We start from the raw sequence: 23,321 nt of genomic DNA on the forward strand, positions 1-23,321 counted from the left end.
GCCATGACAAAGCTGATTGAAACGAGCCCTGGCCTCGATCCGGTAACGTTCGAGGTGCTGAAGAACTCCTTCATCACCACCGTCGACCAGATGGCCGAACAGATGCTGCGCACCTGCTATTCCTTCGTCATCTACAACCGAGACTTTTCAAATGCCCTCCACGACGCGGATGGCAACTCCGTCGCCCAGGGCAACTACGACATCGCGGTCCACGTCGGCACACTGCACAACACGTGCAAGGAGGTGATCCGGGTCTTCGAAGGCGATATGGCACCCGGCGACGTCTACGCGATCAACGATCCCTATGCCGGCGGCACGCATTTCAGCGATGTTCGGCTCGTCCGGCCGATCTTCGACGAAGACAAACTGATCGGCTTCTCCCAGTCGAACGGCCACTGGTCGGATCTCGGCGGCTCCGTGCCGGGTTCCTTCGACGTCACCGCCCGCGACATGTTCCGAGAAGGGCTGCGGATCACGCCGCTGCGGCTTTTCCAGCGCGGCCGTTTCTGCTCCGACGTCGCCAATATGATCGCGGCCAACACGCGCGATCCGGCATCGATCATTGGCGACATCCATTCCCAGGCGCAGGCGACGCAGGCGGCCGAGCGCGAACTGTTGCGACTGGTCAGGAAGTACGGGCGTGGCCAGGTCATGCGCGGTATGGAGGAGGTTCAGGACTACGTCGAGCGCGCCGTGCGAAAGCGTCTCGCGGAGCTGCCCGACGGCCCGTGGGAGACGGTCGACTACATCGATCGCGATCTTGGTGCCGGCGAGGGCATGATCCCGATCCGCATTAAAATGACGATCAAGGGCGACACGATCCATTACGATTTTACGGGAAGCCATTCGACCATTGCCTCGATGTACAATTCCGCCCCGGGCGCGACCTTCTCGGCCGTGGTCGCCGGCATGAAGACCTTCTTCCCGGACCTTCCGCTCAACAGCGGGTTTTACCGGATGATCGAGGTGACCGCGCCGAAGAACAGCGTCGTCAGCGCGGAATGGCCGGTGGCCGTGACCGGGTTCCTGATGCCGTTCGAAAAGATCATGAACGCGATCTTCGAGATGTGGTCGAAGATCATGCCCGAACGCGCTATCGCCTGCGCCTTCAACCTCGAATATCTGCTGGCCGGGGGACGGGACGCGCGCAAACCCGAAAAGCCGATCTTCATGTTCTACGAATGGTTGCCCGGCGGCTGGGGCGGGCGCAACGGCAAGGATGGCGCCGATGTCACGACTGCCTGCTTCGGAACGGGGCTGATGTCGCAGCCGAACGAAGGCAATGAGCGGGTGAATCCCACTCGGACGATCGAGTTCCAGATCAAGCAGGATTCAGCCGGTCCCGGCAAATGGCGCGGCGGCGTCGGCGTGCAGAAGACCTCGTTGTTGCTTGAGGCCGAAAATGCCGTCATGTCCTATATTTGCGACCGCGAGCGCGCTGTCGTCTGGGGTGTCGAAGGAGGCCTGCCGTCGATGCCGCACGGCTTGACCATGAAGCGCGCCGGAGAAGAGACAGAGATCTGGCTCGGCTCCGTGTTCTCCGATTACTCCGTCCACACAGGCGACCAGTTCGCTCGTCCGACGGCCGGCGGCGGCGGTTTCGGCGATCCACTGGAGCGCGAGCCCCGCAAGGTGATGGAGGACGTCATTGACGACTACGTTTCTCTGGAGCGCGCCAAGACTGACTACGGCGTGGTGATCCACGAAATCGATCGCGACCTGTGCCAGTACGAAATCGACGAGACGGCAACCGAAGCCTGCCGTGCCGACATCCGGGCGAAGCGGAAGGGCTGGGCACGCATGGATCCCGAGGAGGTCGCGCGCAAATACCGCTCCGGCGAGATCGATCCGCTCGATGCGGTTCGGCACTATGCCTCGATCCTCGACTGGGAGACTGGCGAATTGCTTCCCATAACGACCGCCCAGTTCCGTGAGAGCTTTGAGAAACGGACCGTTGCCCACTGGGTCTGAGCGCTAACGAGCGCGCCGCAACCTTGCAGGCGCTCGCATGGAGTTATCTGTTTTTTCGATACCATTTTCAAAGAATTACTATTTCACAGGAGCCTGAAGCTGGAGCAACAATGTTGCAGCGCCGCGAAAGTTGGCTGCTTCCGAGGGGTATGACAGATGGCACCAGGCGTGGAACGCTCGTTCACCGCGGCCAGCACCATTGAAGAGGCATTGGCCGCACGCCGGCAAGGCGCGGCGGTGCTTGCTGGCGGCACCTGGATGATGCGCGATCCGCGGCGCGGGGGCGAACTTCCTGAAGCGGTGGTCGCACTCCACCGAATACCGGCCTTGTCCAAGGTCGAAATCGAACCGGACCATGTCGTGATCGGCGCAGCCGTTACCCATGCAGTCCTTGGCCGCGCGTTGCACGCGGCAGTGGGCTTCGAAGGTCTGGTTGGGGCGGCGGAGAATGCGGCCAATCCCGGCATCCGAAGGGTCGCCACCGTGGGCGGCAACCTTTGTGTCCTCGACTTTGCCGCCGCCGATCTCGCCCCTGCGCTTCTCGTCTGTGAGGCGACAGTGGAACTGGAGACGTTCGAAGGCGCAAAACTCCTCGGTATTTCGGATTTCCTCAAGGACAGGCATACGCTGCTGGCCGAAGCGATTGTGACGAGAATTCATCTGGGCCGCGACCTTGTCGCAAGTGCTCATATCCGTCTGCCGCTTCGGAAAGCCGGGGACTATCCGGTCGCCATCGTTTCCATCGGGGTGGACAAGGACAAACGATGTCGCATCGCCGTCGGCTCGGTGGAGCCGGTAGCGCGGCGCTGGACGGCGCTCGAACAGGCCATGAGGGCGAGCCCGGCCTCCGCGCTCGATCCGGAACGGGCCGCCGAGCTTGCACTGGAGCACAATGATTTTCAGGGGCGCGACGGCAAGGAAGCGGAGGGTTGGTACCGGCGCCAGGTTCTTCCGTCGCTGGTCAAGCGCGGTATTGCTGCACTTCTTAAGACCGGGGGCCTGGCATGGTTGTGACATTCCAGTTGAATGGCGAAGACTGCAGCTTTCATGGCGATCCGATGACGCCGCTCGTCGACATCCTGCGGCGGGAACGATTCCTGACGGGGACCAAAGCCGTGTGCCGCGAAGGCTTCTGCGGCGCCTGCACGGTGCATGTCGACGACGAAGCGGTGCCGTCCTGCCTGAAGCCCATTGGCCTCGTCCAGGGATGCGCGGTCACGACCATCGAGGGATTGAGTTCCGGAAACCAGGCGCTGCACCCGCTCCAGGCCAGTTTCGAGGCGATCGATGCCGTGCAATGCGGCATGTGCTTTCCTGGAATGGTCATGAGCCTTTCGGCGTTCATGCGTGACAATCCGCATGCGAGCCGTCCCGAAATCAAGGCCGCGATGGTCGGCAACATCTGCCGCTGCACCGGATATGAGCGGATCGTCGACGCCGTGGCCGACTGTCTCGACCAAGCGCGGAAGGCCGGCCGGCTGGCGGGAGGCATCGATGTCTGAGCTGTCCGCCACGGTGATGAATCTTGCCCGCCGCGATGCGCAGGACAAACTGCGCGGGCGGACGAAATACACCAACGACCGGATTCGCCCCGACATGTTGCATGCCGTGCTGCTGCGGTCGACCGTTCCCGCGGGACGTATCCGCAAGCTCGACGTTTCGGCGGCACTTCGCTGTCCGGGCGTGCGCGCGGTAGCGACCGGCGCCGATGCGCCGGGGCTCTACGGCATCGGCATTGCCGACCATCCGCTCCTGGCCATCGAAACGATCCGCTATCACGGCGAGCCAATCGCCGTCATCGCTGCCGAGACGGAGAAGCAGGCGCGGGCAGCACTTGCCGCCATCATGCTCGAGGTCGAGCCGCTGGCACCGGTGTTCACCATGGCCGAAGCGCTCCAGCCTGCCGCCCGTCTCGTCCACGAGGGCTGGCGCGGCTATGAGGTGATCACGGAAGGCGGTGCACGTGCCGGCAACATCGCATGGGAGGCAAGATCCAGTCGCGGCGACGTCGACGCTGCCTTCGCCCGTCCCGACATACGCATTGTCGAGAGCAGCTTCACTGTCGGCCGGCAGAGCCACGTGCCCTTCGAACCGCGCGTTGCCATCGGCTCCTGGGAGGACGGCCGTGCTCACATCCAGACCTCGACGCAGGTGCCTTGGACGGTGCGCAACGTCACCGGAAGGGTTATGCAGCTTGCGCCCGGGCATGTGCGGGTCACTGTACCCCCTGTAGGTGGCGGGTTCGGCCTGAAATTCGATGCGTCCATCGAGCCTATCACGGCACTTCTGGCGCGGATGACCGGGCGCACGGTGGTCCTGGAAAACACCCGGCAGGAAGAAATGGCAACCTGCCTCTGCCGCGAGAATGCGGAAATCCGCATTCGGTCCGCTGTCACCGCCGAAGGATACATCGCCGGGCGCGAAGCGGTCGTGCTGATGGACTGCGGTGCGTATGGGGGCGAGCAGGTCTTCCTGACGACGATGACGGCGCACACGCTGGGCGGCAATTACAAGGTCGGTGCAATGCGGCTCGTCAGCCGGGCCGTATACACCAACACACCACCCAACGGCGCCTTCCGAGCTTGCAACGGCGTCTACAACACATTCGCGTTGGAGCGACACACCGACGAAATCTGCGATGCGCTGGGCTTCGACCCAATGGAGTTCCGGAAGAAAAATGTCCTTGGAGATGGCGATCTCGGTGCCACGGGCCAGGTTTTCGAGGCCGACGTGCTGGGTCCGATGCTCGATCGGATGGAGGCGTTGCGTGCCAGTACCGGCACATCAGAAGCGAAGGCCGACGGCAGGCTCTATGGAATTGCGACCACGGTCGGCACATGGTTCGTTTTCGTCGGACCCTCGGCGGCGACGGTGAATTTGAACGCCGACGGTAGCGCAACGCTGGTCACGTCGGGTGTGGAGATCGGATCGGGCACGATGGTACAATCCTTGCCGCAGATCGTGGCTGGGCAGCTCGGCCTCGCCCCCGACCAGGTAATCGTGAGAGAAGCCGATACAGATGCCGCCGGTCTCGATGTCGGTGTTGGCGGCGGGCGCACCACCGTATCCATCGGCGCGGCAAGCGTGGCCGCCTGCGCGGAGGTGCGGGAGAAGCTGCTGCGGACCGCCGGCGAGATGCTCCAGACCCGACCGCAAGACTTGGTGCTGCGCGACGGTCGTGTCGAGATCACGGGACGTCCCGGCTCCGGCATGTCGATCCCGGCTGTCGTCGCCCATGCGCAGGCAACCACCGGCCCGATCACCGGAAGCGGAGCCTTTGCCGCCAGGAACGCCCCGGCCATGGCGGGCTGCGCCATGGGGCATTTCATCGATGCGCTCGACATTCCCGTCTTCGTCGTTCACGAGGCCGAGGTGGCGGTCGATCCGGACACCGGTCATGTCGAGGTGCTGGCTTATCGCGTGGTGCAGGATGTCGGCCGCGCGCTCAACCCGCGCGCCATCTTGGGCCAGATACAGGGCGGTGTGGTGCAGGGGCTGGGCTATGCGTTGCATGAGGAGGTGACGCTTACCGCCGACGGACACATCGCGCAGGACGATTTCGAGACCTATCGCCTGCCGCTGGCGCAGGACGTGGTTCCGGTCGCCGCCGACCTCTACGAGGGCGCACCGTCGATGGGGCCTCTGGGCACCAAGGGTGCGGGCGAGGTGCCCATCCTGGCCGTGGGCGCGGCGATCGGTTGCGCGGTGGCACGCGCCATCGGCAAGCCGGTGCGGCAGCTGCCACTGACGCCGCCGCGCGTGCTTCGACTGCTGCACGAACGCGAACCACCGCCGGAATTCCCGCACATCGCCCCCGGTTGGGCATCGAACACTCTGGGCTGAGGCAAGCAAACCATGGTTACGCTGAACTGCGACATGGGGGAAAGTTACGGCAACTGGCGCTTCGGCGACGATGCCGGCATCATGCCTCATATCGATTGCGCCAACATCGCCTGCGGCTTCCACGCCTCCGATCCGTGGACGATGCTGAAGACCGTGCGGCTAGCGCTCTCGCATGGCAAGCAGGTCGGTGCGCATCCTTCCCTTCCCGATCGCGAGGGGTTCGGTCGACGGGAAATGAAACTTCAGCCGGAGGAACTGACTGCCGCCTTCCTCTATCAGATCAGTGCTCTGACAGGGATGCTGGCCGCTGAGGGCGGGCGGCTCAGCCATGTCAAGCCGCATGGCATCATTTACGGCATGGCCGCGCGAGACTTGGACACTGCCCGGGCAATCGCCGCTGCGGTCAAACCGTTCGGTGTCCCGCTCTTCGGCATGGCGGGAACCTGTCACGAGGCGGCGGCGGCGGAACTCGGCGTCGCCTTCGTGGGCGAGTTCTTTCCCGATCTTACCTATGCTCCCGGCGGCAGCCTGATCATTCCGCGCGTCCAGTCGGCCATCGACCTGACGCTTGCCGAGCACCGCATGGTGGGGGCGCTTACCCGGCGCGAACTCGTCACGGTAGATGGCACGGTCCGCCCAGTCGACTTCGACACCGTCTGCATCCATTCCGATCCGCCGAATGCGCGCGACGTCGCGGCGCTGATGCGGCGGATCATCGACACGCATTCCAAAAGCCTCCCATGATACATTTTTCCGTTTCGCGAAGGCTCCGCGCATGGGATCGAGGAACTATCTCGAACTCACAACCCGAACCATTTCCACAAGCCGCTGAGGACTTCCATGGACGCGCTTTCCAACTCTCTCGCCGCCGCCGACATCGCCACCACCATGCACCCCTACACCAACCTGCGTCAGCACGAACAAACCGGTCCGCTGATCATCAGCCGCGGCGACGGCATTCGTGTGTATGACGAGCGCGGCAAGGAATATATCGAAGGGCTCGCCGGGCTGTGGTCGGTGGGCGTCGGCTTTTCGGAGAAGCGGTTGGCCGACGCTGCCTATCAGCAGATGCTGAAGCTGCCCTACTACCACACCTTCTCCTCCAAGGCGCATGAGCCATCCATCCGGCTCGCGGAGAAACTCGTGGAGATGACGCCGGAAAACCTGACGCGTGTCTTCTTCACATCGTCGGGCTCGGAAGCCAACGACACCATCGTCAAGATGGTGTGGTTCATGAACAACGCGCTGGGCCGGCCCAAGAAGAAAAAATTCCTGGCGCGGACCAAGGGCTATCACGGCATCACCGTCGCCTCCGGCAGCCTGACGGGCCTGCCGATCAACCATCGCGACTTCGATCTGCCGGCGATTCCCGTTCGCCACCTGACCTGCCCGCACTTCTATCGTTTCGGCATCGAAGGCGAAGACGAAGCGGCCTTCACGGCGCGTCTGCTCGCCGAGCTGGAAGCCGTGATCGCGGAAGAAGGGGCTGATACGATCGCGGCCTTCATAGGAGAGCCGCTTATGGCGGCTGGCGGCGTTCTGCCGCCGCCGGTCGGGTACTGGGAGGGCGTGGAGAAAATCTGCCGGGCAAATGATATCATCCTGATAGCGGATGAGGTGATCTGCGGTTTTGGCCGTCTCGGAACGCCCTTCGGCGCTCAGAAATACGGCTTCACGCCTGATATCATGACGGTCTCCAAGCAAATCACGTCGTCTTATATGCCGCTTGCCGCCGTCATTTTCTCCGATGCGATCTATCAGGCGATTGCAGACAACACCGCCACGATCGGCAATTTCGGCCACGGCTTCACGGCATCGGGCCATCCCGTCGCGACAGCTGTTGCGCTGGAGAATCTCGCCATCATCGAGGAACGCGATTTGATGGGCAATGCGGCCCGGATGGAAGCGGCCTTCCAGGCGGGCATTCGCTCGTTTGCCGATCATCCCCTTGTCGGGGAGGCCCGCGGCACCGGCCTGATCGGGGCAGTCGAGCTGGTTGCTGACAAGGCGACCAAGCGGCCTTTTGCAAAAGTAGGCCGCGCGGGCGCGATAGCGTCGGCCATCGGTCACGAAGAAGGTCTCATCTTCCGCAGCATCGGCGACCAGCTGGCGCTTTGCCCGCCGATGATCGTGACGGCAGAGGACATCGCGGAAATCATGACCCGCATGTCGAGATCGCTGGACCGGCTAACCGGAGCCGTTGCGAAGGAGGGGTTGGAATGATCGGCGGACCTGCGGACCAGACCGGCATGACCGGAGGCGATCTTCCGGTACAGAGATCCGCGCTTCTTGGCCGGTTTATGGCGGCGTGGAACGCCCACGACCTCGACGGCCTGATGGCCTGCATGGCGCAGGATTGCGCCTTCCATGGCTCGGCTGGACCCGAACCGAGCGGTCGCCGTCACATTGGGCGGGAAGCCGTGCGGGCTGCCTATGCTGCTATCTTTTCAGCCTTTCCGGACGCTGCCTGGTCAAATGGCAGCCATGTGGTCAGCGGAGATACCGGACTGTCTTCCTGGCGTTTCACGGGAACAATGGCGGCGGGAGACAAGATAGAGGTCGACGGCTGTGACATCTTCGTTTTTTCAGGCGCGCGGATTGCGCTCAAGGATTCCTATCGCAAGGCCCGGACGTAAAAGGTCATAGGCCGATAAATTGAACCCGGCCCGCATCATGCGGGCCGGGTTTTGCGTTGCGGGATGGAAAGAACGGCCGGACCGACCGGCCGCAACGACTACTTCAAGAGTGCGTCAAGCGGGATCGGTTCGGAGATCGTCCAGCTGTCGATGATCGATGGCTTGCCTTTCTCCGTGTCGGCGATCAGGTATTTGGTCTGGTTCTGGTGGTGCAATTCGGAGGTGAAGGTGCGGGGACCGAAGAGGGTCGGTTCGTTCTTCATTTTTTCGAGTTCCGCGACAACGGCATCGGCATCGATGCTCTTGGCGCGTTCAACGGCCTTTGCCCAGACGTCGATCATGACATAGCCTGGATAGACATACATGGAAGACGGGTCGGCGCCGGTCTTGGCCTTGTAGGCCGCGTTGAACTTGTTGACTTCCGGATTCGGGTCGTCGCCGTAGATGGAACCCTGAACCGGAACGTAGAAATTGGAAAGGTCAGGCACAGCCGAAAGCCAGTAGCTGCCGTCCACGCCGGAGCCGTTGAGAATCATCGAATTGATGCCTGCGGCGCGGATTTGTTTCACTGCCGAAACAGAGCCCGGCATCATGGTGCAAAGCATGATCGCATCGGGTTCTTTTGGCAGGGCCTTGATACGGCTGATCTGGGCAGCGATTGAGGGGTCGTCGTTCTTGAAGGTATCTTGACCCACAAGTTTGGCGCCCTTGGTCTCCAGCTTCGGCATCATCCAGTCGAAGCCATCGCAGATGCCCTTGTTGTATTCCGTCCAGGTGTCGAGCAGGCGATAGAAGGTCTTGGTCTCCTTCTTGTTGTATGCCCATTCGGCCATCGTCGCTCCCTGCACGGCCGCCAGCACCGACGCGGAGAAGCTGTGCGGGCCTACGCCCTGGATGCCCGCCTTTACGGATTCAGCACAGAGGAAGAAGGAAACCTTGCCAGCCGCCTCGGCGGCGAGTGCCGCTGGCGAGCCGAAGTCGTAGTCGCAGGAGACGACGACGAGGTCTGCGCCCTGGTCGAGAACGGAAAGACCGGCCTTGGCGCCTTCCGCACGGTCGGACTTGGTGTCGGCTTTCACGACTTCAATCTTCTTCCCCAGAAGACCGCCGGCGGCGTTTATTTCGTCGATGCGGATCAGCGCGGCATCGGTGGCAGGCTTGTCGTAAGCCTCCATGAAGCCCGATTCCGCCGTGGCGAAACCGACCACGATCTTGCTGTCGTCCGCCGAGGCTGGAAAGGCAGCCGTTGCGGTGAAGAGCATCGTTGCTGTCGCTATTTTTAGTTTGTTTATCATAGACTTCTCCTTTCAAGGTTACGGCGGCTTACAATCCGCCGGTCAGTCACCGCGATTGCGGGTTAAAGAGATCTCGCGATTGCCGAAAACGCCTGCCGGACGAAGCGCCAGAATGATGATCATGATGATACCCAGGGCGATCTCCTGAAGGCCTTTCGGTATGGCGAAGGCGACGTCGCCAATGGAAACCCCGGCTTCCAGCCAGCGCAGGGTCTGGATGAGCGCCGAGAGGAACACGACACCGATCACGCCGCCCGAAAGGCTACCCATGCCGCCAACGACAAGCATGGCGATGGTGATGAAGGTGAGACCGAGATAGAAAGTGTCCGGCGTTACAACCCCGATTGAGTGGGCCATCAAGGCGCCGCCGAGACCCATTATGGCACCGGAGATCACGAAGGCGACAAGCCGTTCCCTGGGAATATCGACGCCGGAGGCTGCTGCTGCCGTCGGTTCGTCGCGGGCGGCACGCAGTGCCAGACCCGAACGCGATATTGCATGTGCCCAGGCAATGAAGATCGAGATGATGGCGGCGATCAGATAGGGCCAGATCGAGCGGACGATCGGGATCCCGACGACCGACGATGTCCCGCCGGTGACGGTTTCCCAGTTGGAGTAGATCGTGTTGATCATCGCCAGCATGGCGAAGGTCGCGATGGAGGCGGCGATGCCCGACAGCCGCATCAGGATCCGCCCGAAGATCAGCGCCGCCAACCCCGCAAAGATCGCGGCGATGATGGCCGCCTCCCAATAGGGCATTTGGGTTTTTATCAGCCAGCCGGGAAGACCGGAAAAGGCCATCTTCTTCATGATGGGATTGATCGTCAGCCACGCCGCCACATAGGCGCCGAGGCAGGTGAAGCCGATATGGCCGAAGCTCAGCACGCCGGAATTGCCAATAAATACATAAAGGCCGACGACGAGGATGACCCGGAGGAAGACGTCAATGATCACCTGATTGAATGGTCTCGATCCGGTCATCATCGTCAGCAGTGCGATGGCGATCATCAACAGCGCCAGCAGGATCGGCGTGATGATGGTACGGCGCGCCAACACGAAGGGCCGAGGGGGTTTGGCGACGATGGTGCCGGTGGTCAGGTTCGGCTCGATGGCCGGGGACGCTGCGGACATGAATCAGACCCTTTCCTTTGTGCCACGGGCCGAAATCAGGCCTTGCGGACGGAAGAGGAGGACGAGGATGACCGCTCCATAGACAAAGGCATCGCGGAATGGCCGGGCGTCGATGGGCAGCATGACCTGCATGATCACCGACGCGCCACCGAGCAGGAACCCCGCCAGCACAGCGCCAGCCAGACTGCCAAGGCCGCCGATAACCGTTGCGATGAACGCCATCAGCATGATTGCCGCCCCCATCTGGATATCGGCGGTGCCGGTCTGGGCCACGAAGATCAAGGCAATGGCACCTGCCAGCGCGCCGGACAGCGCGAAAGCCCCCATGATGACCCGGTTGGCGCGAACGCCGAGCATGCGCGCCATGGAGAAATTCTCCGCCGCCGCCCGCATTTCCAGTCCGAACCGGGTCCGGCGCAGAAAGACGGTCAGACCCAACAGGATCAACATCGTCGCGACGATGGTGATGAGCTGGAGAAGCGGCAGCCGGGCGCCGAAGATTTCGACGGGTTGGGAAAGTTCGGGAAGGAGATTGATCGACTTCGGCCGGCTTGAGAAAAGCATCAGCAAAAAATAGCGAATGACGAAACCGAGCGCGAAAGAAGCAATCATCATCGTCGCCGGATTTGCCTTGCGGAACCGCCTGAAGACGACGATTTCGCACAGCATCGACAACCCGGCCCCGCAGAGGAGCACGAAGGGCACCAACAGATACCACGGCAACTGGCCGGCGAAGACGATCGCCATCGCATCCGTCGACGGCCACAGCAGCGCGAACACGCAGAAGGCGATGACGTCGCCATGCGCGAAGTTCACAAGCCGCATGACCCCGAAGATGAGGGCAATGCCAAGCGCCCCGAGCGCGTAGAGCGAACCAAGCGAGAGTGCATCAAACAGGATCTGGAGCATCTCAATGGTCCTCGTAACCGAAGTAGGCAGCCTGGATTGCCTCGCCGTTGCCGAGCGTCCGGGCGTCGCCATCGAGCACGATCTGCCCGCCTCGCATCAGGATCATGCGCCCGCCCACCATCATCGCCCGGGCCGAGCTCTGCTCTACGATCAGAAGCGTGAGTTGGCGCTGCGCACGCAGCGCGATCAGCCGCTCGTAGACCTGGTCGTTGATGTTGGGGGCGAGGCCCAGCGAAGGCTCGTCGATGGCTACAAGCCGCGGATTGGTCATCAGCGCGCGTCCGATGACCAGCATTTGCTGCTGCCCGCCGGACAGCAATCCCGCCTGCCCGTGCCGCCTCTCTTTCAGCATCGGGAAGGTTGCGTAGACGGCTTCGAGTTCGCCGGCCGCTCGGCTGCGCCAGCCGCGTTCGCGGGCGTGCATGCCAGTGCCGACCAGAAGGTTCTCTTCGGTCGTCAGCGAGCCGAAGACGTCACGCCCCTCAGGCACCATGGAGAATCCGAGCCGGGCGATGTTCTCCGGTGCGTGGCCGGTGATCTCATGACCTGCAAGGTCGATCCGACCGCCCGCCACCGGCGTCACACCGGCGATCGCGCGCAGCAGCGAAGACTTTCCAGCTCCGTTCGGGCCGGTGATGAACAGGATTTCTCCTTCGTCCATGGAGAAGGAGACGTCGCGCACCGCCGTGAGACGGCTATAGCGGATGGTGATATCGGAAAGGGCGAGCAGGCTCATTCCATCACCTCCAGCACAGGCAGGTCGGTGTTCGCGGCCGTGCCCATATAGGCGTGGCGCACCTTCTCGCTGTCGCGGATATTGGGGGGCGGACCTTCCTCGATGATCGCTCCGGAATCGAGCACGACGATATGCTCGCAAAGGCCGAGCACCAGCCCGACATTGTGCTCGATGAGCAGGACACCGCAGCCGAGATCGGCGGCGATGTGTCTTATCAGGGCCGAAAGCTCCCGCGCCTCCAGTGCGCTCATGCCAGCCGCGGGCTCGTCGAGCAGGATGTAGGCGGGCCGTCCCATCAGGGCGCGGCCAATGGCGACGCGGCGCTCGTCCGTATATGGCAACGTTCCGGCGATGCGGGTGCCTAGCGCACCGATGCCTATCCAGTCGAGCATCGCTTCCGCTTCGGCGATAGCATCGCGCCGGTTCATTCCCAGACCAACGCCGGTTACCTCCAGGTTGTCCAGCACAGGCAGGTCGCGGAAGAGCCGCCCACCCTGGAAGGTGCGGGCGATGCCGCGCCGCCGGACCTGATGCGGCTTGAGACCCGTGAGTGCCGCCCCGTCGAGCTTGATGGTGCCTTCCGTCGGTGCCTGGAAGCCGGTCAGCACGTTGACGAGCGTGGTCTTGCCGGCGCCATTCGGGCCGATGAGGCCAACGATGCGGCCGGGCGTAATTTGGAGGTCTACCGATGACAGGGCCTTCAGCCCCGCAAACGATACCGAGACGTTCTCCGCGCTCAGATGACTCATGTCCCTTTCCTTCTTTTTTCCGACGGAAAGGCGCGAAGCATCCGGCCTTGCGGCCAGTCACGTTGCAAATGTCTTCCCCTGTCGGTCCCGGCGGTCTCTAGCGGACTGCTCGGATGCCAAATTCACGCCGTTGCCCGGCGTCGTCTTGTCGTTTCGCGCATCGGATTTTGTCTTCCGCCACGCGCGGTCGGTTTTGGCCGACCGATCTCCTCGCATTCGGCTCCTCCGCCGGCATTTTCCCGGCTGACGTCAGCCGGCCAGATGCTCTTCAGCACGCGCCAGCGCGGCGCGTTGTTCGGTTCGCGCTGCAAGCGCGTCTTCCAGCGTCACCGGAACGAAGCGCGCCGGGGTGTGCGGCTGGAGCTGGGCGATCAAGTCCATGTCAGCCGAGATCACCACGCCCAGCATCATGTACCCGCCACCCGAAACCGCGTCCCGGTGAAGAACGATCGGCTCCGTGCCACTCGGCACCTGGACGGATCCATAAGGATAGCAGGCATCGACGATGTTCGAGGGGTCGGAGCCTGCACCGAAAGGCTGCTCGCGCTCAACGAACTCCAGCGGCGTTCCGCCACGGAAGCGATAGCCGATGCGGTCAGCTTCGGGCGCGACCTTCCAGGTTTCCTCAAAGAACCGATTGCCGGCAGCTTCCGTGATCCGATGCCAATACATGCCGGGAAGCATTCTGAGTTCCGCCAAACTATTCCGCGCGCGGCGCAGATTTGCAGGCAGTGAAAGACCGGCTTTGCCGGAACCTTCGCCGACGGGAAGCTCATCACTCGCCTTCAGCGTGCGGCCCTGATGGCCGCCGAGTGCGCCCAGAATATAAGTCGAGCGCGAACCGAGAACCACCGGTACGTCGATGCCGCCGGAGACAGCCAGATAAGCGCGCGCGCCGCCCTTGAGGAAGCCAAAGGCAAGCCGGTCACCCGCCTTCACCGGAAAACCTTCCCAGGTCGGCCGCTCCTCGCCATTAAGTTTGGGTGGGAGTTCTCCTCCCGTGATGGCGATGACTGCGGATTGGGTGAATTCGAGTTCGGGACCCATGAAGGTGGCTTCGAGCACCGCGGCACCCGGATCGTTGCCGACAAGCAGGTTTGCGATGCGTGTGGCAAAGCGGTCCATGCCGCCGCCTTCGGGAATGCCGACATGATAGTGGCCTGGCCGGCCAAGGTCCTGCACGGAAGTGGAGAGGCCGGGAGAGATTACCTTAACGACCATCGATAAGCTCCATCAGCTTTGTATTGGTGCCGTAAATATCGCTGTTGAAGTCCTTCAGGCTGAAGGTGCACTCACGAACCGTCGGCTGCCACCGATTGGCTTCGATTTCCTCCAGCGTGGCGTCGTAGTCATCGCGGCCAATGGCCTTGAACTTGACGATGTCGCCTGGCTTGAACAGGCACATGTCATCGGAGAGGTAGCGCACCTTCCTGGTCGGATCGTAGATCGGGGCCGGGGTTATGCCATACATCTGGTAGCCGCCAGCGCCGCGCACCGAATAGATCGCTGCAAAGCAGCCGCCATGGCCAATGGTGAGCTTGGGAGTGTCGGTGCGTGGACGCAAGTATTTCGGCGCCTGAATCTGTTTCTTGCGCTCAACCATCTGGTACAGGAAGGGCAGTCCGGCGACGAAACCGACCATGGATACGAACCAGGGCTGGCCGGAATAGGCCGCGATAAACTCTTCCACAGTGGCGCAGCCGTTGATGCGTGCCGAATATTCAAGATCGGTGGAGGACGGGTCCTGATGGCGCTCGCGGAAGCGCAAGCAGGTTTCACGCGTCCATGGATCCTGGAAATAAACCGGCAGTTCGATGATCCGGGTCTTCAGCACCGGGTCCGCCTTTGAGGCCGCCTCTTCCATCGACTTCAGTTCGCTGAGCAAATCCTGCGGCTTGACGATGTCGGGGTTGAAGCGAATCTGGAAGCTGGCGTTGGCTGGGCAGATCTCGGTGACGCCTCGGATGCCCGCCGTACGCAACGCGTTGGTCATCGAAAGGCCGGTAAAGAAGGAGGTGAGCGACATTTCCTCGGACACCTCGCCGAAGATATGTTCGTCACCGCCGAAGTTGAATCGTATCGACATCGGTCCTCCTTAACCCGCCAATGCTGCGGCGTTTTCGATGAGCCAGCCTTCCAGCCAGCGGGTATGCACATCTCCTATCCGCACCGCGGGATCGGCGGCGAGCGCAAGAAACAGCGGCTTGGTGGTCTTCAGCCCGCCGATCCTCAACTCGTTGAGCGCGCGGATCAGGCGCACTATCGCCGCCTCGCGTGTCTCCGCATGCACGATCAGCTTGGCAAGCAGCGAGTCATAAAAGGGTGGCACCTGATAGCCTTGGAAGAGCATGGAATCGAAGCGTACGCCCGGACCGCCTGGAATGCGAAGCTCGGCCACCTGCCCGGGGAATGGAGCGAACTCCTTAGCCGGGTCCTCGGCATTGAGCCGGACTTCGATCGCATGCCCCTTGACGGAGACATCGCCCTGCCGAATCCGCAACTTCTCGCCGCCGGCGATGCGAAGCATCTCAGCAACGAGGTCGATGCCTGTGATCGCCTCGGTGACCGGGTGTTCAACCTGGATACGGGTGTTCATCTCGATGAAGTAAAAGCGGTCCGCTTCATCGTCATAAAGATACTCTACCGTGCCGGCACCAGAGTATTTGACCGCCTTGGCCAAAGCGACCGCCGAAGCGCAGAGCTCCTCGCGCAGCCTGTCGGAAAGTGCGCGCGACGGCGCCTCCTCCCAAACCTTCTGGCGTCGCCGCTGCAGCGAGCACTCCCGCTCGTAGCAGTGGATAGCATCGCTTCCGTCTGCCAGGACCTGCACCTCGATATGGCGGGCCTGACCGACCACCTTTTCCATGTAGAGACCACCGTCGCCAAAGGCGGCGAGGGCTTCTGTTTCGGCCTGCGGAAAGGCCTGTTCGAATTCGGCGAGCGAGTCGGCAATGCGGATGCCCCGCCCGCCGCCGCCTGCCGCGGCCTTGATCATCACCGGAAAACCGGTTTCGGCCAGCACCTCGCGGCCAGCCTCGAGGCCATCGACCCGGCCAGCCGAGCCTGGCACCACGGGGACACCCGCGGCGGCAGCGGCCGATCGCGCCGAGACCTTGTCTCCCATCATCCGGATCGCATCTCCCGACGGGCCGACGAAGACCAATCCAGCGCCTGTGATCGCGTCCGAAAACGCGGCATTCTCGGCAAGGAAACCATAGCCAGGATGAACGCTGTCGCAACCGGTGTCGCGGGCAGCCTTCAGAATTGCTTCGACGTTGAGATAGGACTTCTTTGCTGCTGGTGGGCCGATGTTGACCGCTTCGTCCGCAAGCTGGACGTGGAGCGATCCCGCGTCTGCGGCCGAGTACACCGCCACGGTGGGGATGCCCAGATCTTGTGCGGCCCGGATGATCCTGACCGCTATCTCGCCCCGGTTGGCAACCAGAAGCTTTTTCAGCATCAGTCGAGATCCGCAATAGGTGCGCCAGCCATGATAGGGTCCTCATTGTCGGTAATGAAGCGGATGTTCGTACCGGCCGTCTCGGCCCTCACTTCGTGGAACGATTTCATCACTTCGATGAGACCGATTACGTCTCCGGCGGAAACCGCGTCGCCATCCGCCTTGTAGGGCGGCTGGTCTGGCGAAGCGCTCCGATAAAAAGTGCCGGGAAGAGGCGAAAGAATCTGGGCCATAAAAAGCTCCGGAAAACTGCAGACAGACTAATTTGGAACCGCCTGCGCGAGTGGGTTCGGTCGAGTTCAGTGCCAAGGGGCGATTGCGGTGCGCACGGCCCTGGCTATTTCGATGGCGTTCGGCGTATCGGAATGCACGCAGATGGTTTCGCAGCGTACGGGGAAGAAACTGCCGTCCTCTGCCGTGCCCTCGCGCTTGCTGATGGCGCGTACGCAACGCTCGGCCATCTCTGCGGGGTCCTTGGCGTCATGAACGCGTGTCAGGATCAGCTTGCCGGAGGCATCGTAGTCGAGATCGGCATAGAACTCGGCGACGAATGGGATACCGCGCTCCTGGTAGATCTTCTCGTGCAGGGTGCCCGTCATGCCGAAGAGGGGTACGCCGAAAACCTCTGCCGCGTCGCACACGCCATGGGCGATTGCCTCCTGCTGCATGGCCATGAAGTAAAGGCTGCCATGCGGCTTGATATGGTGGAGTTCCACACCCTCGGCCTTGAGGAAGCCGGCAAGCGCTCCCACCTGGTAAATGATGGTGTTCCTGACTTCGTCGCGGGTCATCCGCATCTCGCGCCGGCCGAACCCCTGAATGTCCGGCAAGCCTGGATGGGCGCCGATCCTTACGCCACTCGCCTTGGCGCTGCGGACGGCGGCGTGCATGTGATCGGGATCGGAAGCGTGAAAACCACAGGCGACATTGGCAACGTCGATGATCGGCATCATGCCCACATCATCGCCAACCTTGTAAAGGCCAAAGCTTTCGCCCATGTCGCAGTTTAGCGTCACCGCCATCGCATTGTTACCCCTCGAAGCTGCCGTCTTTGCGGCGTTGCAGCATTTTTTGCGCATGCGAGGGCATTTGTGAAATAGTAGTTTATTGATTGTGATATCAAAAAAACAGATAATGGTTCTGGGCCGGAGCGCACCATGACCATCACCTTGAAACAGCTCGATTATTTTATCGCGACCGCCGAGAGCGGACAGGTCAGTCACGCCGCGGTGGAACTCAACATCTCACAATCGGCGGTCACTGCGGCGATAAAGACGCTTGAGGCTGACCTGGGCGTACGGCTTTTGGAGCGTAACCACGCTGGCGTAAGATTGACGATGGAGGGCGCGCGGTTTCTTGAACATGCGCGAGTTATCACCGGGGCCGTCGCAGCCGCCGTCCGAAGCCCGTTGCGCGACAGGAAAGGCCTGGCGGGCAAGCTGCGGCTGGGCATGACCTACACGGTCGTCGGCTACTACATGTCGCGCCACTACGCGCGGTTTCGAAAGACCTATCCAGAGATCGAGGTCGAGGTGCTGGAACTGCCCCGAGACGCTCTCGAAAGCGGCTTGATGTCCGGCGACCTCGACATGGCCGTGATGCTGGTGTCCAACCTGGAGCACACCGAGGAATTGGCGCAGGAGGTCTTGATGCGGTCGAACCGCCGGCTCTGGCTTTCGGCTGATCATCATCTGCTCGCGCGGCAGGAAATCAGCCTCGCCGATGTGGCGGCGGAAGATTATGTCATGCTGACGGTGGACGAGGCACGCACGACCGCCGCCCGTTACTGGGATGCCGCGGGCCTTTCGCTCCGCGCCGTCCTTACCACCAGTTCGGTCGAGGCCGTGCGGTCGCTCGTGGCTGCCGGCATGGGGGTCACTGTCCTGTCCGACATGGTTTACCGCCCCTGGTCCTTGGAGGGGCAGCGCATCGAAGTGCGCGGGCTTGTCGAGCCGATCCCCACTATGGATGTCGGCCTGGCCTGGTCGCGTGACAGACCAACCGACCCGGCGGCGGCGGCCTTCCGGGCCTTCATGTCCGTGACCATGGGCGGCGGCGGCTAACCCCGCCGGCCCGTCAGACAGACGCTTTGCACCAGGCTCTTGGTTGAATGGCGGGTAGACTACAGCCACGGAGTGTGCCGCAAGCGTTGCCATAGCCGCCTTAAGCAGGTCGCCCGGAATGAACGCACGGCAGGATCAGATTGGCGATTATAGCGTCAAAGCCGGGCCATGCCGCGACGACGCGCTCGGGGTGGTTGGCCTCGGTAACGCCGATGACGCTGAACCACTCGCGGCGCGAGCCGCCGCCATGGGTGCATCGGGCTCTCGAAGACGACGTGGCGACATCCTTGATTTCACGCTCTTCGTAGAAAAGCAGGTTGCGTGCCGCCTGCAGGCGCGAGCGCAGATTGAGCTGGTTCGGGGTTTGGTTGAATTGGCGAAGGCAGCAGCGCTCCAGTGTTCGCACGGATATACCGAGGTGGCGCAAGGTTCTTTGGCGACAGCGGGAAATCAAGATTGTCTTCCATCAACGCCACGATCCGGTGGGATAAAGAAGGTTGTGCCTCGCCACTCGCATCATCGTCCGTTCGCTGCGGATGAATGTCTTCGCGCGCGTATGGATGAGCGCATTGGCGACTTCCTTGGCGAGGCTCGCCCCGCGCAGCCTTCCGATCAGATCGAGCATCATGTCGAGCGTCGCAGTGGTGCCCTAATAGGGTTGGAGTCGGTGGAGGGATACCGACAATACAGCGCTGTTTGATGATGGAGCACGACCCATGCCCGCTGGAGCAGACGAGCGAGAAGTCAGCGACCTCAGCCGACTGTTTCGAGGGTGCGATTGCCGCTTTTGCCGCTAATGGCGACCCGAATGGTCGTGGCCTTCCGGCATGGCCTGTCTACGGATCCAATCGGCAGCGCGTCACTTCGATCGACGTATCTCGGCATTCGCGCAAGCTTGACTGACTGCCGGGCGGTTTGGAGCCGCCCGGCGCCTCCGGTGGTCGTGGCCACGAAGGCAATCCCCATACAAACCGAGCACTTCCTTCACAGATGGCGATGTTGGCCGCGATTTCACTTTGGACAATTGGACTATCGGTCGCGGATGTAGGCTCGGAAAATTGCTCTGAGATCAACGAAACAAGTAAATCCCAAGGCACGTGCAAAACGCGAAACGGACGACGGGCTGGCGCCGACCGAAGCCGCAATCTGACGACAAGTTCCGAAGGCTATTTTTTCTGGGTTTGCCAAGGCATATCGGCCAATTTGTTCCAATCGTCCGAGCAGAACGACTCGTCGTGCGGCAATATCCTCCTTCAAGGTGCGCAGATCGGCAGGCGGCCCGTAGGATCGCAATTGAACGCTGATGTTGACAGCCCGGCGCATGGTCATTGACCTGAGCGATCGGCGCTTTCGAACCGGTGGACCGCCTCAACCAGCCAATTTCACCACCCGGTTCACGAGTTCGTCCGGTCAGATAGGAAGGCTCTCACGTGGATTCGCGCCTACAATAGCCCAAAAAGAAGAGTTTGAGTCGAAGCGGGCCAACATGTCGTCCTCGCTAGACTCGCTGGATAGGCGCCCAAATTAAGCTCAACATCTCGGAGCGCCCGGCCGGAAAAAAGAGTCGTCTCAAACAGGCCCGCATGATCCGGCGCTAACCTTCTCGACCGCGGCCCGATTGGCCAAGCCACAGCGATTTGCGAGGAGTCGGCAATCGTCGATGCCTGCAAGTTCGCCGCGCATTCCTGTCGATTGCAGACGCTCAATGGCGCGGCTGTGGGGGCCCTGCCTGTTTGAGAAAGACGACCTTCCCGTCTAGTTGCGAGATGACGATAGCCCCATTGTCAAGCGGGAGCACGTCGACCGGGCGGGTCAGCCCATCGACAAGCGCCTGCCTTTTTCCTGAGGTGAGGTCCACCTCAAGAAGCCTCCCGCTGCCAGCGCCCCAGCCACTGGATTGATCGAAAGTGCCGTGTTCCAGGATGAGCATCTCGCCCTCCGCATCGAAGACGACATCGACAGGGGCATTCAGCCCGACCGCCTCGATGTGGGCGCTGCTGGCTTGGCTAGCCTGCGGGAGCGAGACGATACGGCCGCTGCCGGCAACGAAGGGAAATCCGCCAAACAGGGAGACGTAGAGTCGGCCGCCATGCACGGCAAGGCCGGTCGGAACCGCGTCGAACCCGTATTTTTGCTCCTCGCCTTTCTGCCCCTTGCCGAACTCGGTCGGCGACAGGGCGGTAAGTGACTGGCCGCTGATGCTCAGCCGGGCAAAGGCAAAGAGCCGTGTTGGACCGCTCCCGTCGAGTAGAAGGCGTTCGACCGAGTTCCGCGCGGCGTCTACGACGTAGAGCATGTCGCCCGACAAGGCGAAGTCGTAGGGGTTCCAGAAGTCGTTGCTAATGACTCTCGTGACTGCGCCCTCGTCAACCTCGAGCATTGCATGGTCATTGGCGTCCTCCTTGTGGTCCGCCGGTGTCCAGCCCTGGGCAACGAGGTAGCCGTTGCCATGGCGCTCGACCCGATAGGGTCCCGTCGGGTCGCCCATGACGTCGGCACCATGCGGCAGGATCGGCCCGAAAGCGGTGAAGCGGCCGTCTTGAGTGCGCCTGTAGAGACGGCCATCGGCGAGGTCCGTGACCAGCAGGGCGTCGCCGTCGCGTGCAAGGCCGGCGAAGATCGCTCCCGGCTTTTGCACGGTCTCGACTTCGTATCCTGGTGCAGCCTTCGGCTCCGCCGACCCGTCCGTTGCGATCGTCATGAGCGAAAGGGCGATCAATCCGATGAGCGCACGCATCGGAAGCCTCCGTTGGCAGCGAAGCGAAAATCAGGGTCGTAGGCAAGCCGGTAAGTCGTGCTGAGGCGGATGGGATCGCTGTTCCACGCGCCGCCGCGAAGCACCCGATACTTACCGGCGATCTCTGGCGGTGCTTCGCCGCGGTAGGGCGCATAGAAGTCACGGGTCCATTCCCACACGTTGCCGACGAGGTTGAGCAGGCCCTCCCTGCTTGCTCCCAGCGGAAACGATCGGGCCGGTGCCGTCATCTGATCGCCGGTGTCCTTGTCGCAGCAGGCGTCGCGTCCATAATTGGCGTGTGTCGCATCGGCCGGCCCGTCGCGCCAAGGAAAGCGCGCTCCCTGCGTTCCGCGCGCCGCACGTTCGTATTCCTGCTCGGACGGCAGCTTCAGGCCGTAATGGGCGCAGAACGCCACCGCATCGGCAAAGCTGACACCGACGACCGGGTGGTCGGGCAGGCCGAGAGACGGATGCCGGTCATAGAAAGCTGCGCGATGTCCCGTCACCGCGACGAAGCGACGGTATTGCGCGTTGGTGATCTCGGTCTCGTTCATGGCGAAGGCCTTGCCATCGACCACGTGTCGCGGCCGCTCGTTTTCATCGCCCGTGTCATTGCCAAAAACGAACGGGCCTCCCGGTATTTCGACAAGCGGGTTGTCCGCGATAGCATCCTCGCGGGCTGCGGCGCCTCCGGTCCACAGGAGCGTTGCGACGGTTAGGAGCATCCTAGAAATCAACACGGTCCTGGCTCTGGCGATCAAACAGGAACACCCGTTCGGGCGCAAAGCCCACCTCAACCATCTGATCGAAGTCGCCCACGAAGTTCTTGTCGGCGCGAATTGTGAGCAATGCCGCCCCGGCGCGCAGCGTCACCAGCGTGCTTTCGCCGGTCAGTTCGACCGAATAGATCGGGGCGACGATATTAGCTTTTGCGTTTCCGGCGGGAAGGACGTGGATGTCCTCCGGGCGAGCACCCAGCACGGCGCTCGCAACGTTCGCGCTCCCGAGGCCGTCGACCCTGATGCCACCGAGGCTCGTGAAGACCCCGTCCTTGACCTCACCATCGATCAGGTTCATCGGTGGCGAGCCGATGAAGCCCGCGACAAAAAGGGTCCGCGGGTTGTTGTAGATCTCCTTCGGCGTGCCGAGCTGCTCGATCACGCCCTTGTTCATCACCGCCACCCGATGAGCGAGGGTCATCGCCTCGATCTGGTCGTGGGTGACGTAGATCGTCGTCACTTGCAGCTCGTGCTGGAGGTGCTTGAGTTCGGCCCGCATCTGGACCCGCAGCTTGGCGTCGAGATTGGACAGCGGTTCGTCCATCAGGAAGACCTTTGGTGTGCGGATGATGGCGCGGGCCAGGGCGACGCGCTGGCGCTGCCCGCCGGAGAGTTGCTTCGGCAGCCGGTCGAGCAGGCCGTCGAGCTCGACCCGGCGCGCCACCTCCATGACACTCCGGCGCCGCTTGTCCTGCGGCACCTTGCGGATCTTCAAGGGGTAGCCGATATTTTCGGCGACGCTGAGGTGGGGGTAGAGCGCGTAGGACTGGAAGACCATCGCGACGTCGCGATATTTCGGCAGCACGTCGTTGACCGGGTCGCTGCCGATGAAGATCTCTCCGGTCGTAACCTCCTCGAGGCCGGCGACCATGCGCATGGTCGTGGTCTTGCCGCAGCCCGAAGGCCCGAGCAGGACGAGAAATTCCTTGTCGCGCACCTCAAGATTGAGGTCGCTGACGGCGGTGAAGGTGCCGAACTTCTTGACCACGTCCTGGAAGACGACCGAGGCCAT

24 protein-coding genes are annotated in these 23,321 nt (G+C 62.3%); 8 read left to right on the forward strand and 16 right to left on the reverse strand.

The window, feature by feature from the left end; all coding sequences use genetic code 11:
- Positions 1–3 precede the first annotated feature (3 nt).
- The 7 genes from JT360_RS13705 to JT360_RS13735 all read left to right on the forward strand — a co-directional run bounded on the left by JT360_RS13705 (position 4) and on the right by JT360_RS13735 (position 8,450).
- Positions 4–1,971: a hydantoinase B/oxoprolinase family protein gene (locus JT360_RS13705; protein ID WP_214472146.1), complete on the forward strand. Its 1,968-nt coding sequence runs from the start codon at positions 4–6 to the stop codon at positions 1,969–1,971.
- Positions 1,972–2,127: 156 nt separating this feature from the next.
- Complete coding sequence (locus JT360_RS13710; RefSeq protein WP_214472147.1) at positions 2,128–2,985, forward strand: FAD binding domain-containing protein; 858 nt, start codon at positions 2,128–2,130, stop codon at positions 2,983–2,985.
- The gene (locus JT360_RS13715) at positions 2,976–3,473 is read left to right on the forward strand and encodes a (2Fe-2S)-binding protein (protein WP_214472148.1); all 498 of its coding nucleotides are present in this window, start codon (positions 2,976–2,978) and stop codon (positions 3,471–3,473) included. Before JT360_RS13710 ends, JT360_RS13715 begins: the two co-directional genes overlap by 10 nt.
- Positions 3,466–5,814, forward strand: a complete 2,349-nt coding sequence (locus JT360_RS13720) for a xanthine dehydrogenase family protein molybdopterin-binding subunit (protein ID WP_214472149.1) — start codon at positions 3,466–3,468, stop codon at positions 5,812–5,814. Before JT360_RS13715 ends, JT360_RS13720 begins: the two co-directional genes overlap by 8 nt.
- A 12-nt stretch (positions 5,815–5,826) precedes the next feature.
- Complete coding sequence (locus tag JT360_RS13725; protein ID WP_214472150.1) at positions 5,827–6,558, forward strand: LamB/YcsF family protein; 732 nt, start codon at positions 5,827–5,829, stop codon at positions 6,556–6,558.
- Between the two features lie 96 nt (positions 6,559–6,654).
- A complete protein-coding gene (locus JT360_RS13730) occupies positions 6,655–8,037 on the forward strand; it encodes an aspartate aminotransferase family protein (RefSeq protein ID WP_214472151.1) in 1,383 nt (460 codons plus the stop codon).
- Positions 8,034–8,450, forward strand: coding sequence for a nuclear transport factor 2 family protein (locus JT360_RS13735; RefSeq protein WP_214472152.1), 417 nt, complete (start codon positions 8,034–8,036; stop codon positions 8,448–8,450). Before JT360_RS13730 ends, JT360_RS13735 begins: the two co-directional genes overlap by 4 nt.
- A gap of 98 nt (positions 8,451–8,548) precedes the next feature.
- Here JT360_RS13735 and JT360_RS13740 read toward each other — a convergent pair whose 3' ends face one another.
- From JT360_RS13740 to pxpA, 10 genes are all read right to left on the reverse strand, one after another.
- Positions 8,549–9,745, reverse strand: coding sequence for an ABC transporter substrate-binding protein (locus JT360_RS13740; RefSeq protein WP_214472153.1), 1,197 nt, complete (start codon positions 9,743–9,745; stop codon positions 8,549–8,551).
- 42 nt (positions 9,746–9,787) lie between these two features.
- On the reverse strand, positions 9,788–10,876 hold the full coding sequence (locus JT360_RS13745) for a branched-chain amino acid ABC transporter permease (protein ID WP_214472154.1): 1,089 nt from the start codon (positions 10,874–10,876) through the stop codon (positions 9,788–9,790).
- A 3-nt stretch (positions 10,877–10,879) separates the two neighbouring features.
- Positions 10,880–11,785, reverse strand: a complete 906-nt coding sequence (locus JT360_RS13750; RefSeq protein ID WP_214472155.1) for a branched-chain amino acid ABC transporter permease — start codon at positions 11,783–11,785, stop codon at positions 10,880–10,882.
- Between the two features lies 1 nt (position 11,786).
- On the reverse strand, positions 11,787–12,521 hold the full coding sequence (locus JT360_RS13755; RefSeq protein WP_214472156.1) for an ABC transporter ATP-binding protein: 735 nt from the start codon (positions 12,519–12,521) through the stop codon (positions 11,787–11,789).
- Positions 12,518–13,270, reverse strand: coding sequence for an ABC transporter ATP-binding protein (locus JT360_RS13760; protein ID WP_214472157.1), 753 nt, complete (start codon positions 13,268–13,270; stop codon positions 12,518–12,520). The genes JT360_RS13755 and JT360_RS13760 overlap by 4 nt, the downstream gene beginning before the upstream one ends.
- A gap of 249 nt (positions 13,271–13,519) precedes the next feature.
- Positions 13,520–14,491, reverse strand: coding sequence for a 5-oxoprolinase subunit C family protein (locus JT360_RS13765; RefSeq protein ID WP_214472158.1), 972 nt, complete (start codon positions 14,489–14,491; stop codon positions 13,520–13,522).
- Positions 14,481–15,356 (reverse strand): 5-oxoprolinase subunit B family protein, encoded by an 876-nt coding sequence (locus JT360_RS13770; protein WP_214472159.1) that lies wholly within the window; start codon positions 15,354–15,356, stop codon positions 14,481–14,483. The genes JT360_RS13765 and JT360_RS13770 overlap by 11 nt, the downstream gene beginning before the upstream one ends.
- A gap of 9 nt (positions 15,357–15,365) precedes the next feature.
- Positions 15,366–16,730 carry an acetyl-CoA carboxylase biotin carboxylase subunit gene (locus JT360_RS13775; protein WP_214472160.1) on the reverse strand — a complete coding sequence of 455 codons (1,365 nt, stop codon included), beginning with the start codon at positions 16,728–16,730 and terminating at the stop codon, positions 15,366–15,368.
- Positions 16,730–16,963, reverse strand: a complete 234-nt coding sequence (locus JT360_RS13780; RefSeq protein WP_214472161.1) for an acetyl-CoA carboxylase — start codon at positions 16,961–16,963, stop codon at positions 16,730–16,732. Before JT360_RS13780 ends, JT360_RS13775 begins: the two co-directional genes overlap by 1 nt.
- Positions 16,964–17,029: 66 nt before the next feature.
- Complete coding sequence (gene pxpA / locus JT360_RS13785) at positions 17,030–17,752, reverse strand: 5-oxoprolinase subunit PxpA (protein WP_214472162.1); 723 nt, start codon at positions 17,750–17,752, stop codon at positions 17,030–17,032.
- A gap of 135 nt (positions 17,753–17,887) precedes the next feature.
- On the opposite strand from pxpA, the gene JT360_RS13790 reads away from it, so the two are divergent.
- A complete protein-coding gene (locus JT360_RS13790) occupies positions 17,888–18,793 on the forward strand; it encodes a LysR family transcriptional regulator (RefSeq protein WP_214472163.1) in 906 nt (301 codons plus the stop codon).
- A gap of 100 nt (positions 18,794–18,893) precedes the next feature.
- Here JT360_RS13790 and JT360_RS13795 read toward each other — a convergent pair whose 3' ends face one another.
- From JT360_RS13795 to JT360_RS13820, 6 genes are all read right to left on the reverse strand, one after another.
- Entirely contained in the window at positions 18,894–19,247 is a 354-nt protein-coding gene (locus JT360_RS13795; RefSeq protein WP_352127364.1) for a helix-turn-helix domain-containing protein, read from the reverse strand.
- A 12-nt stretch (positions 19,248–19,259) separates the two neighbouring features.
- Entirely contained in the window at positions 19,260–19,421 is a 162-nt protein-coding gene (locus tag JT360_RS13800) for a hypothetical protein (RefSeq protein ID WP_214472165.1), read from the reverse strand.
- Positions 19,422–19,822: 401 nt separating this feature from the next.
- Complete coding sequence (locus JT360_RS34070; RefSeq protein ID WP_352127366.1) at positions 19,823–20,122, reverse strand: MurR/RpiR family transcriptional regulator; 300 nt, start codon at positions 20,120–20,122, stop codon at positions 19,823–19,825.
- 373 nt (positions 20,123–20,495) lie between these two features.
- Positions 20,496–21,530: a ScyD/ScyE family protein gene (locus tag JT360_RS13810; RefSeq protein WP_214472167.1), complete on the reverse strand. Its 1,035-nt coding sequence runs from the start codon at positions 21,528–21,530 to the stop codon at positions 20,496–20,498.
- Positions 21,509–22,291 carry a formylglycine-generating enzyme family protein gene (locus tag JT360_RS13815; protein WP_502845466.1) on the reverse strand — a complete coding sequence of 261 codons (783 nt, stop codon included), beginning with the start codon at positions 22,289–22,291 and terminating at the stop codon, positions 21,509–21,511. The genes JT360_RS13810 and JT360_RS13815 overlap by 22 nt, the downstream gene beginning before the upstream one ends.
- Positions 22,257–23,321, reverse strand: a complete 1,065-nt coding sequence (locus tag JT360_RS13820; RefSeq protein WP_214472168.1) for an ABC transporter ATP-binding protein — start codon at positions 23,319–23,321, stop codon at positions 22,257–22,259. The genes JT360_RS13815 and JT360_RS13820 overlap by 35 nt, the downstream gene beginning before the upstream one ends.

It is taken from the genome of Mesorhizobium sp. dw_380 (genome assembly GCF_018588885.1).
Classification (GTDB): Bacteria; Pseudomonadota; Alphaproteobacteria; order Rhizobiales; family Rhizobiaceae; genus Mesorhizobium.